Source organism: Thiomonas sp. SCN 64-16 (genome assembly GCF_001725585.1).
GTDB classification, from domain to species: domain Bacteria; phylum Pseudomonadota; class Gammaproteobacteria; order Burkholderiales; family Burkholderiaceae_C; genus Thiomonas; species Thiomonas arsenitoxydans.
Genome location: NZ_MEGQ01000068.1, coordinates 1 through 11453, shown reverse-complemented (window position 1 = coordinate 11453; position 11453 = coordinate 1). Strand labels below are relative to the sequence as shown.

The window sequence follows — 11453 nt, the reverse complement described above, 5'->3', positions numbered from 1 at the left end:
ACCAATCCCAAAAACACGCTTTACGCCGTCAAGCGCCTGATCGGCCGCAAGTTCGGCGAAAAGGAAGTGCAGAAAGACATCGACCTGATGCCCTACAGCATCGTCAAGGCCGACAACGGCGACGCCTGGGTGGAAGTGCGCGGCAAAAAGCTCGCGCCGCCGCAGATCAGCGCCGAAGTGCTGCGCAAGATGAAAAAGACGGCGGAAGACTATCTGGGTGAAGAAGTCACCGAGGCGGTGATCACCGTGCCGGCCTACTTCAACGACAGTCAGCGCCAGGCCACCAAGGATGCCGGGCGGATCGCTGGTCTGGAAGTCAAGCGCATCATCAACGAGCCCACCGCAGCAGCCCTGGCCTTCGGTCTGGACAAGCACGGCAAGGGCGACCGCAAGATCGCGGTCTACGACCTGGGTGGCGGCACCTTTGACGTGTCAATCATCGAGATTGCCGACGTGGACGGCGAAAAGCAGTTCGAGGTGCTCTCCACCAACGGTGACACTTTCCTGGGCGGTGAAGACTTCGACCAACGCATCATCGACTACATCATCGCCGAGTTCAAGAAGGAACAAGGCGTCGATCTGAAGGCCGACGTGCTCGCGCTGCAGCGCCTGAAAGACGCGGCCGAAAAGGCCAAGATCGAACTCTCCAGCTCCACCCAGACCGAGATCAACCTGCCCTACGTCACGGCCGATGCCTCCGGTCCGAAGCACCTGAACCTCAAACTCACCCGCGCCAAGCTGGAGTCGCTGGTTGAAGAGCTGATCGAGCGCACCATCGCGCCCTGCCGCACGGCCATCACCGATGCCGGTGTGAAGGTGGGCGACATCGACGACGTCATTCTGGTCGGTGGCATGACCCGCATGCCCAAGGTGCAGGACAAGGTGAAAGAGTTCTTCGGCAAGGAGCCCCGCAAGGACGTGAACCCCGACGAGGCCGTGGCCGTAGGCGCGGCCATTCAGGGTTCGGTGCTGGCAGGCGACCGCAAGGACGTGCTGCTGCTCGACGTCACCCCGCTGTCTCTGGGCATCGAGACTATGGGCGGCGTGATGACCAAGATGATCACCAAAAACACCACGGTGCCGACCAAGCATGCGCAGGTCTATTCCACCGCGGATGACAACCAGCCTGCGGTGACCATCAAGGTGTTCCAGGGCGAGCGCGAAATGGCAGCGGGCAACAAACTGCTGGGCGAGTTCAACCTCGAAGGCATTCCGCCCGCTCCCCGCGGCGTGCCGCAGATCGAGGTGACCTTCGACATCGACGCCAACGGCATTCTGCACGTCAGCGCCAAGGACAAGGGCACCGGCAAGGAGAACAAGATCACCATCAAGGCCAATTCCGGCTTGAGTGAAGAAGAAGTGCAGCGCATGGTGCGCGATGCCGAAATGAATGCGGAAGAAGACCACAAGAAGCGCGAACTGGTCGATGCCCGTAACCAAGCAGACGCTGCGGTGCACAGTGTGCGCAAATCGCTCTCGGAGTATGGCGACAAACTGGACGCAGGCGAAAAATCGGCCATCGAAACTTCCTTGAAGGAAGCGGAAGAGGCGATCAAGTCGGAAGACAAGGCCGAGATCGAGGCCAAGACCAGCGCCCTGCTCGCCGCCAGCCAGAAACTGGGCGAAAAGATGTACGCCAGCCAAGCCGCTGAACCCGGCGCGGCCGGTGGCGCCTCATCCGGTAGCGGTGGAGGCCAGGCTGCAGGCGACGACACCGTGGTCGATGCCGAGTTCAAGGAAGTAAAGGACGGCAAGGCCTGATCGTCTTCAGACTTGAAGTCTCCCGACGGGAGGGCCGCTAAACGCGCGGCCCTCCCGTTTGTCCATTGTTATTGAACCGATTCGCAAGGCAGAACCCGTGGCAAAACGTGACTACTACGAAGTCTTGGGCGTGAGCAAAAACGCCTCGGAAGACGAGATCAAGAAGGCCTACCGCAAGCTGGCCATGAAGCACCACCCCGACCGTAATCAGGGCAACAAAGACTCTGAAGAGCAGTTCAAAATCGTCAAGGAAGCCTACGAGTGCCTGTGCGACACCCAGAAGCGCGCCGCCTATGACCAATATGGCCATGCCGGGGTTGATCCCTCGGCGGGCGGCTTCGGCGGATTCGGAGGCGGGGCGGGGGGATTTGGCGACTTTGGCAGCATTTTCGACGAGATTTTCGGCGGCGGGCGCCGCAGCGGCGGGCCGCAGGTTTACCGCGGCAACGATCTGAGCTATTCACTGGAAATCAGCCTCGAAGATGCCGCAAACGGCGTGAACAAAAGCCTGCGCATCCCCGGCTGGGAAGAATGCAGCACTTGCCACGGCAGCGGCGCCAAACCCGGCACCAAGCCCATCACCTGCACGACCTGCCATGGCAGCGGCCAGGTGGCGCAGCGCATGGGACCGTTCGCCATGCAGCAGACCTGTCCGACCTGCCACGGCACGGGCAAGCTCATTCCCGAGCCCTGCCCGGCCTGTCATGGCCGTGGCCGCATCCAGAAGCAGAAGACCCTGGAAGTGCAGATTCCCGCGGGCATCGATTCGGGCATGCGCATCCGCTCCACGGGCAACGGCGAACCCGGCGTCAACGGCGGGCCGCCCGGAGACCTGTATGTGGAAATCCACATCAAGCAACACCCGGTGTTCGAGCGCGATGGCGACGACCTGCACTGTCACGTTCCGGTGAGCATGGCGAAGGCGGCTCTGGGCGGCGGTATCGATGTGCCCACGCTGGGCGGCAAGGCGGAGATCGACCTCCCCGAAGGCACGCAGGCGGGCAAGACCTTCCGCCTGCGCGGCAAAGGCATCAAAGGCCTGCGTTCGAGCTATCCCGGCGACCTGTATTGCCACATCACGGTGGAGACGCCGATCAAGCTTAATGAGGAGCAGAAGCGTCTGCTGCGCGAGCTCGACGAGTCGCTGAAAAGGGGCGGCGATCGCCACTCTCCGCAAGCCAAGTCGTGGTTCGACAAGGCCAAGGAATTCTTCAAACCGGTTTGAGCCAACGACCAAAGTGCAAGGCAGAGGCAAGGGGTGCGAAAATAGCGCCCTTTGTCATCTCAAGAGCATCATGGACGCAGAACGCCTCAACGCCATCTCCAACCGAATTACCGACCTCCAGCAGCGCGTTCAAGCGCTAAGGGGGTATCTTTGACTTCGATGCCAAGGCGTCGCGGCTGATGGAAGTTGCAGGGGCGCTCGAAGACCCGCAGGTCTGGAACGACCCCAAACGCGCGCAAGAGTTGGGCCGCGAGCGCAAGTCGCTCGAAACCGTGGTGCTCGGGCTGGAGAGCCTGACCACGGCGCTGGCCGATCACAGCGAGCTGTTCGAGATGTCGCGCGAGGAAGGCGATGACGCCACCTGCGAAGCCATCGAGGCCGATGTCGAGAAGTCCGCCGCCGAGGTCGAGGCGCTGGAGTTCCGCCGCATGTTCTCCAACCCGCTCGACCCCAGCAATTGCTTCATCGACATTCAGGCCGGCGCCGGAGGCACCGAGGCCTGCGACTGGGCCAGCATGCTGCTACGGCAGTACCTGCGCTACTGCGAGCGCAAGGGCTTCAAGACCGAGGTGATGGAAGAGACCGAGGGCGACGTCGCGGGCATCCGCAGCGCCACGATCAAGGTCGAGGGCGACTACGCCTACGGCCAGTTGCGCACCGAAACCGGGGTGCATCGCCTGGTGCGCAAGAGCCCGTTTGACTCGTCCGGCGGACGCCACACCAGCTTCGCCAGCGTGTTCGTCTATCCCGAGGTGGACGACTCGATCGAGATCGACATCAACCCTGCGGACGTGCGCACCGACACCTTTCGCGCCAGCGGCGCCGGCGGTCAGCACATCAACAAGACCGACTCAGCGGTGCGCCTGACGCACATTCCCACCGGCATCGTGGTGCAGTGCCAGAACGATCGATCACAACATAAAAACCGCGCCGAAGCGTGGCAGATGCTGCGCTCGCGTCTGTACGAGCACGAGTTGCGCAAGCGCATGGCCGAGCAGCAGACGCTGGAATCGACCAAGAGCGACGTGGGCTGGGGCCACCAGATCCGCAGCTATGTGCTCGATCAGAGCCGCATCAAAGACCTGCGCACCAACGTCGAAATTTCCAACACCCAGAAAGTGCTCGACGGCGATCTCGACGAATTCATCACCGCCAGCCTGAAGTCCGGCCTTTGAACCTCAACCTGAGCCCCACTGATCCCCATTGCCCCGCTGAACTCCGCACTGCTATGACTGCCAAACCCGACACGCCTGCCCGCATCACCCGCCTGGCGGAGTACACCCCGCCGTCCTACGCCATCGACAGCGTACATTTGCGCTTCGATCTCGACCCCGCCAAGACCCGCGTGCACAGCCGCATGGCGGTGCGTCGACTTGAAGGCGCAGCCGAGTCCGCGCCGTTGGTGCTCGACGGCGAAGACATCACCTTGCTGACCCTCAAGGTAAACGGCGAATTCGTCGCCTTCCGCCAGGATGGCAACACCTTGGTGCTCGACAAACTGCCCGAGACCTTCACGCTGGAAATCGAAACCCTCAACGTCCCCCAGGCCAACACCCAGTTGGCAGGGCTCTACATGTCGGGCGGCGCGTTCTTCACCCAGTGCGAGGCCGAGGGTTTTCGCCGCATCACCTACTGGCCCGACCGCCCGGACGTGATGAGCCGCTTTCACGTCACCCTGCGGGCCGACAAATCGCAGTACCCGGTGCTGCTGTCCAACGGCAATCTGGTGTCGCAGACCGACCTGGACGGCGGCCGCCATGAAGCGGTGTGGGACGATCCGTTTCCCAAGCCCTGCTACCTGTTCGCCCTGGTTGGCGGCAATCTGGTGTGCCGCGAACAGACCGTGCGTGCCGCGTCGGGCAAGACGCATCTGCTGCAGGTCTATGTGCGCGCGGGCGATCTGGACAAGACCGAGCACGCGATGGAGTCACTGATCAAGGCTATCGCGTGGGACGAACAGCGCTTCGGCCTGAGCCTCGATCTGGACCGTTTCATGATCGTGGCGGTGAGCGACTTCAACATGGGGGCCATGGAAAACAAGGGCCTCAACATTTTCAACACCAAGTATGTGCTGGCCAATCCGGCTACCGCCACCGATGCCGACTATGACGGTATTGAGAGCGTGGTCGGCCACGAGTACTTCCACAACTGGACGGGTGACCGCATCACCTGCCGCGACTGGTTTCAGCTCAGCCTCAAGGAAGGCCTCACCGTCTTCCGCGATCAGGAATTCAGCCAGGATCTGGCCGCCGCTTCGGGCGGCGAATCCGCCCGTGCGGTCAAGCGTATCGAAGACGTGCGGGTGCTGCGCACCGCGCAGTTTTCCGAAGACGCCGGTCCGATGGCGCACCCGGTGCGCCCCGAGCAATACCAGGCCATCGACAATTTTTACACCGCCACCGTCTACGAAAAGGGCGCCGAGGTGGTGCGCATGATGCAGACTCTGGTGGGACGAGCCGGTTTCCGCAAAGGCATGGATTTGTACTTCCAGCGCTTCGACGGCCAGGCCGTGACCTGCGACGACTTCGCCCAGGCCATGGCCGACGCCAACCCGGACTCCGCGCTGGCGCAACATCTTGCCGCCTTCAAACGCTGGTACAGCCAGGCTGGCACCCCGCGCCTGCACGCCAGCGGCGCGCTCGATACCGCTGCCCGCACCTACACCCTCACCCTGCGCCAAACCTTGCCCGACACGCCCGGTCAAACGGATAAACAGCCGCAGGTCATTCCGGTCGCCACGGGCTTGCTCGACGCCCGGGGTAACGCCCTGCCGCTGTGGCTGCAAGGCCAGGACAAAGGCACGTCGACCGTGCTGATCCTCACTGAAGACCAGCAGACTTTCGTCTTCGAGCAGATCGATGCCGATGCAGTCACGCCCTCATTGCTGCGCGGCTTCTCCGCCCCGGTCATCCTCGACTACGCCTACACCGATGCCGAGTTGCTGCATCTGCTCGCGCATGACGCCGACCCGTTCAACCGTTGGGAAGCGGCGCAGCGCCTGACGCTGTCGCGCCTGCTGGCGGCCGTTCGCGGCGAGACGCTGAACCTCGATGCGCACTATCTCGACGCGCTGCGCGCCGTCCTCCGCGACCCGAAGCTCGATCCGGCGTTCAAGGAACTGCTGCTCACCCCGCCCGGCGAGGCCTACATCGCCGAGCAGCTTGAAGAGGTCGACCCTCCTCGCATCCACCGCGCCCGTCAGGCGCTACGCACCGTGCTGGCGCGAGAACTCGCGCAGGACTGGCAAACCCTCTGGGACAGCCTCACGCCCGAAGGCGGCTACAGCCCCGACTTTGCCAGTGCCGGTCGCCGCGCCCTGCGCAATCTGGCCCAGGCACATTTGTGCGAACTCGGACAGGCGACTTGGCTGGGACGGGTCTATCAACGCGTCAAGGATGCCGACAACATGACCGACCGCTTCGCCGCGCTGGCCGCGTTGGTACATGTCGGCGCCGATCTGACCAAGCCCGCGCTGGAGCGCTTTGCCGCCCAGTTCGCCGGTGAAGCCCTGGTTATGGACAAATGGTTTGCGCTGCAGGCCAGCGCGCCCGACCACGACGGGCAGCAACTCGACCGCGTGCGCGCGCTGATGCGGCATCCCGCCTTCTCCATCCACAACCCCAACCGCGCACGCAGCGTGCTGTTCGCCTACTGTCAGGCCAACCCCGGCGCCTTCCACCGCACCGACGGAGCGGGCTACGCCTTCTGGGCCGAACAGGTTCAGGCGCTCGATGCCATCAACCCACAGGTCGCCGCCCGGTTGGCGCGGGCTCTCGACCGCTGGCGCAAGCTCGCGCCCGGCTATCGCGAAGCGGCGCAACAAGCGCTACGCACCGTGGCCGAAAGCGCCACGCTGTCTTCCGACACCCGCGAAATCATCGAACGCGCCCTGGCCGACTGATCGCGGCGCGCCCCTTTCCTTCCAGAGACTCCCCATGACCCAATCCGTCAACCTCACCCGCTATCTCGTCGAGCAGGAGCGCGAGCACGGCGTCATCACGCCCCAACTGCGCCTGCTCGTCGAAGTGGTCGCCCGCGCCTGCAAACGCATCAGCATCGCCGTGAACAAAGGCGCATTGGGCGATGTGCTCGGCTCCGCCGGCACCGGCAATGTGCAAGGCGAAGTGCAGAAGAAGCTCGACGTCATCGCTAACGATGTGCTGATCCACGCCAATGAGTGGGGCGGACATCTGGCCGCCATGGCCTCGGAAGAAATGGACACCGTGTTCCCGGTCTCCGAGCACTACCCGCGCGGCGAATATCTGCTGCTGTTCGACCCGCTCGACGGCTCGTCCAACATCGACGTGGACGTCACCATCGGCACCATCTTTTCCGTGCTGCAGATTCCCAAAAACACCACCGACGTCACCGAGCAGCATTTTCTCCAGGCCGGCAACAAGCAAGTTGCCGCCGGCTATTGCGTCTATGGCCCGCAAACCCAACTCGTGCTCACCGTAGGACATGGAGTGGCCGTGTTCACCCTGGACCGGGAACAGGGCAGTTTCGTCCTCACTGAGCGCGATTTGCAAATTCCGCCGAGCACCAGCGAGTTCTCGATCAATATGTCGAATCTGCGTCACTGGGCGCCGCCAGTCAAGCGCTACATCGACGAATGCCTGCAAGGCAAGGACGGTCCGCGCGGACGCGACTTCAACATGCGCTGGGTGGGCAGCATGGTGGCCGACGTACACCGCATCCTCATGCGTGGCGGCGTGTTCCTGTATCCGTGGGACAAGCGCGAGCCGAACAAACCCGGCAAGCTGCGCCTGCTGTACGAAGCCAACCCCATGAGCTTGCTGGTGGAGCAAGCCGGCGGCGCAGCCACAAATGGCTCGCAGCGCATCCTCGACATCGTCCCCACCTCGCTGCATGAGCGTTGCAGCGTGATGCTCGGCTCGCGCGAAGAAGTCGAACTGCTGCAGCGCTACCACGCCCAGACCGTCTGAACTGAAAAGTAAATCCCGCCCCTGGTATAGAATGGTGGGCTTCGCCGGTGTAGCTCAGTTGGTAGAGCAGCGCATTCGTAATGCGAAGGTCGAGGGTTCGACTCCTTTCACCGGCACCAATAGTCCTTAAAACCGCCCTAACCGGCGGTTTTTTTGTGTCCGATCGCCAGAAAAAAGAAAAATCCCAAGTGAATCAATCACTTGGGATTTTATTCTGGCGGAGAGAGGGGCCGCAATTTATCAGCCCAACGAGTTCCAGTATTGCATTTTTTCTCATTGTTTTTCAATGACTTGAGTTCAAACACGGTTCGATAGAACCCAATAACAAGCACCGAAAGCAAACACTCCGTGGCATACTGGATGGCATACTGAAATCCTCCTCCAGCCTGACCATGGCAGCTCTCACCGAACTCAAAGCGCGCTCCCTCAGGCCCGAAGACAAGCCCATAGCGCACGGCAACGTCACCGGCCTGGCGCTGCATCCAGGAAGCACCAAGGGCCACGGCAAATGGGTGCTGCGCTATGTCAGCCCCGTCTCTGGCAAGCGCCGAAATGCGGGCCTGGGTTCCTATCCGGCAGTCACCATTGCGGATGCGGCGCGACGTGCCCTGCAGATGCGCGAGCAGATCGCACAAGGCGACGATCCTCTGGAGGTCAAGGAAGAGATTCCCGCCCCCAGCGTGCCCACGTTCGAAGAGGCGGCAGTGATCCTGCACGGCACCCTCCTCCCCGGCTGGAAGAACGCCAAGCACGCTGCGCAGTGGATCTACACCTTGCGCGAGTTCGCCTTTCCGGTGCTGGGCGCAATACCCCTCAACGCGATTCAACCCAAAGACATCGCGCAAGTCTTGCGGCCGATCTGGATCGACAAGGCCGAAACCGCCTCCAGGCTGAAGCAGCGCATGCATGCCGTCATGGCATGGGGTTGGGCTCATGGCCACTGTCAGGCGAACCCGGTGGATGTGGTGCAGCACCTGCTGCCTGCGCAGCAAGACAAGGCGGTGCGCGTGCAACATCAACCGGCCATGCCCTGGCGCATGATCCCGGCATTCGTCGGCGAACACCTGAGGAACCGCCCACGCTTCGATGTGAGCCGGGCGATTCTGGAGTTCTTGATCCTCACGGCCTGTCGTTCAGGTGAGGCCCGCGGGATGGTGTGGGAAGAAATCGATTGGACGCAGCGCATCTGGACGATTCCTGCCGAGCGAATGAAGGCCCATATGCCGCACCGGGTGCCATTGACAGATCGCGCGCTGGACATTCTGCGGAATCTGCAGGGGCTGCATGACACCCTGGTCTTCCCCTCCCCGCGTGATGAGGTCGTTTTGTCGGATATGGCGATGACGACCTTCTTGCGGCGCACACAGGCTCCGAGCGACACGCCTGGGCGATGGGCAACCGCCCACGGCTTTCGTTCGAGCTTTCGGGATTGGTGCAGTGAGCAAGGCTACCCGCGTGATCTGGCCGAGCGGGCCTTGGCACACACGGTGCAAAACAAGGTGGAGGCGGCGTATCACCGCACCGACTTGCTGGAACAGCGCAGGCCCATGATGGAGGCCTGGGCTGCGTTTGTGGAATCGGCCGCACCACAGCCTGCAGCAAAGACCGAGAAGCCGGCCTCGATGGTGGACTTGCTCAGGGAGAAGGCGACTGTCGCGCGCGCCGGAATGGTGCGCTCAGGGCAGTCAAGGCCATAGCGCCGGGAAATCGAACGAAAGCTGCCGCTGGTGGCGAATCGAAAGCAGATAGACCGTGCCTTTGATCCGCGCATACAGCACCAGGTAGTGCGCCAGCACATACTCGCGCAGCTCGCCATCCTTGGCGAGGGCATCCAGTTGTTGGGTCAGGCGAGCCCTGCCGTTGCCCACCTCGACGGAGCGAGTGGGTTGCTCGAGGAACAGACGCCCCATGCCAGGGAAGGTTTCGAGATTGGGGATGACGGTGTCCGTCAGTTCGTCCAGCAGCGCGTCGAAGGCATGCGCAGCCTCGGCCTCGACCAAGAAGGCTTCCAGTTCAGCAAGGTTGCGCTCGAAATGGTCGGTGAGCTTGACGACGTGCTTGGCGGTCACGATGCGAGGCAGTTCTTATCCGGCAGCCTTGGCAGCACGGCGGCGCTTGATGGCGCTCAACGTGCTGCGCGCATCCTTGACCTTGCCCGCCACGACATCCGCAAGGCCTTTGCTGGCCTCATCCATCAGCAGCAGGTGAATGCGTTCGCGTTCAAGCTGGTGGTAGTAGTCCAGCCGCTGGGCGTCGATGAGGGCTACGTAGCTCTCACCATTCTTGGTGATGACCTTCTCGGCACCCGCCTTCACCAGGTCGGCCAGCTCAGACAGGTTCGCCCTGGCCTGCGACAGCGGAATCACGTCAGCGGCGGAAATGGCCATGGTTGACCTCAGTGTGTTGTACAGGATTCTGCGCATGATACGCGCGATTGGGTGCGCGTGAACGGACCACGATGAAGCGCCCGAGAGGTCACCTTCACGGCCTTGCGATGCCTGCCGTGCTGCCCATGCAATAAAACTCCCGCGTTATAACTGCCCACGGACGAACATCCTGGTGCCCTCAGGAACACGTAGCCGCATAAAAAAATCAGGTCTGAACTGATAAAAAAGAAAAATTCTCAGGTATCTACGACGCAACATGTCATCTCGCTTAAGAAACCCAAACACTTGCCTCGTGCGGCGATCAGGAAATCCAACGAGTCCATAGAGTCCGGAATGAGCTGGAATCGAGCCTTGCACGACACACAGACCCTTGCCAGACGTGACTTCGCTCCAGTGCTGGCCAATACTTACCCCTAAATTTTCGACATCGGAAACCTTGTTGGCCTGATAGAACACCATCAGTTGAATTTGATAGTGGCGCTCAATCCGACACTCGGTTTTCGCGAGCCACCCAATCGGCGAAGGTTGAGCACGATCACGATATAGTTTACGAACGAGCTTGGCGCGACCCAGATGAATGCGATGCAGTATATCCATAGGCTCCATGGCTTTATCACCGTAGAAATCGCATTTGTAAGCCAAAACGACACAAACCAAATACAAATCTCCATGCCGTTGAAAAAGGCTATCCGTATATTGCCACGCGTCATCAAGACGCCGACGGGCGATACGTTGAAAATTTGAATCCTTTACATGGAAGAGCCGCGAGTTGTAATCTTTGCGCAATGCATCCAGAGCTGCCTCATATCTTTCCGCATCAAGATCTAGTAGGGTATTGCTCCCAATGTTTGCATGATCAAGCCGTTGAACGAACCTCGTGGCAAGCTGAGCAATCGGCGCAAGTTCCAGCCAACCAGTAGTGGCATCATTGACTACGATAGTCTTGATCGCGTCCATGAGCTCTTTCCCGCATGACGTAAAGCCGATAGACCATGGGACCTGCTCCCCATAGCAGCTCTCGCGATATTTAATAAAGGTGACCTTGCGACATTCGTGCACGGACTTCCGTAAATATTCAAGCGCGCCAGGCAAAGTCATCGAATTGGAAATTCTTTCATCGATGAGTACCTGACT

The 11453-nt window shown here is 61.3% G+C and carries 9 protein-coding genes and 1 tRNA gene; 7 read left to right on the top strand and 3 right to left on the bottom strand.

The genetic code is table 11. The features are described from left to right. From dnaK to ABT24_RS14295, 7 genes are all read left to right on the top strand, one after another. The coding region (dnaK, locus tag ABT24_RS14325) for a molecular chaperone DnaK (protein WP_286738122.1) at nucleotides 1-1761 on the top strand (1761 nt) is incomplete at its 5' end. A gap of 97 nt (nucleotides 1762-1858) precedes the next feature. Then, nucleotides 1859-2986: a molecular chaperone DnaJ gene (gene dnaJ, locus ABT24_RS14320; RefSeq protein ID WP_276731164.1), complete on the top strand. Its 1128-nt coding sequence runs from the start codon at nucleotides 1859-1861 to the stop codon at nucleotides 2984-2986. 70 nt (nucleotides 2987-3056) lie between these two features. Beyond that, nucleotides 3057-4161, top strand: a protein-coding gene (prfB, locus tag ABT24_RS14315; RefSeq protein WP_276731166.1) for a peptide chain release factor 2 whose coding sequence is annotated in 2 segments (ribosomal slippage) — nucleotides 3057-3137 and nucleotides 3139-4161 — 1104 coding nt in all. Because the reading frame shifts where the segments join, the coding sequence is not laid out codon by codon here. 53 nt (nucleotides 4162-4214) lie between these two features. After that, nucleotides 4215-6887 (top strand): aminopeptidase N, encoded by a 2673-nt coding sequence (gene pepN / locus ABT24_RS14310; protein WP_276731168.1) that lies wholly within the window; start codon nucleotides 4215-4217, stop codon nucleotides 6885-6887. A gap of 34 nt (nucleotides 6888-6921) precedes the next feature. Then, the gene (locus tag ABT24_RS14305) at nucleotides 6922-7932 is read left to right on the top strand and encodes a class 1 fructose-bisphosphatase (protein WP_276731170.1); all 1011 of its coding nucleotides are present in this window, start codon (nucleotides 6922-6924) and stop codon (nucleotides 7930-7932) included. A gap of 43 nt (nucleotides 7933-7975) precedes the next feature. Beyond that, a tRNA-Thr gene (locus ABT24_RS14300) sits at nucleotides 7976-8051 on the top strand. Nucleotides 8052-8324: 273 nt separating this feature from the next. After that, complete coding sequence (locus ABT24_RS14295; protein WP_276731171.1) at nucleotides 8325-9629, top strand: tyrosine-type recombinase/integrase; 1305 nt, start codon at nucleotides 8325-8327, stop codon at nucleotides 9627-9629. Here the strand turns inward: ABT24_RS14295 and ABT24_RS14290 are convergent. The 3 genes from ABT24_RS14290 to ABT24_RS14280 all read right to left on the bottom strand — a co-directional run. Further along, complete coding sequence (locus tag ABT24_RS14290; RefSeq protein WP_276731174.1) at nucleotides 9618-10001, bottom strand: type II toxin-antitoxin system RelE/ParE family toxin; 384 nt, start codon at nucleotides 9999-10001, stop codon at nucleotides 9618-9620. The two genes, ABT24_RS14295 and ABT24_RS14290, sit on opposite strands and share 12 nt — an antisense overlap. A gap of 15 nt (nucleotides 10002-10016) precedes the next feature. After that, entirely contained in the window at nucleotides 10017-10319 is a 303-nt protein-coding gene (locus tag ABT24_RS14285) for a type II toxin-antitoxin system Phd/YefM family antitoxin (RefSeq protein WP_276731177.1), read from the bottom strand. A gap of 144 nt (nucleotides 10320-10463) precedes the next feature. Next, nucleotides 10464-11453, bottom strand: a 990-nt coding sequence (locus ABT24_RS14280; RefSeq protein WP_286738119.1) for a hypothetical protein, incomplete at its 5' end; no start/stop codon positions are given.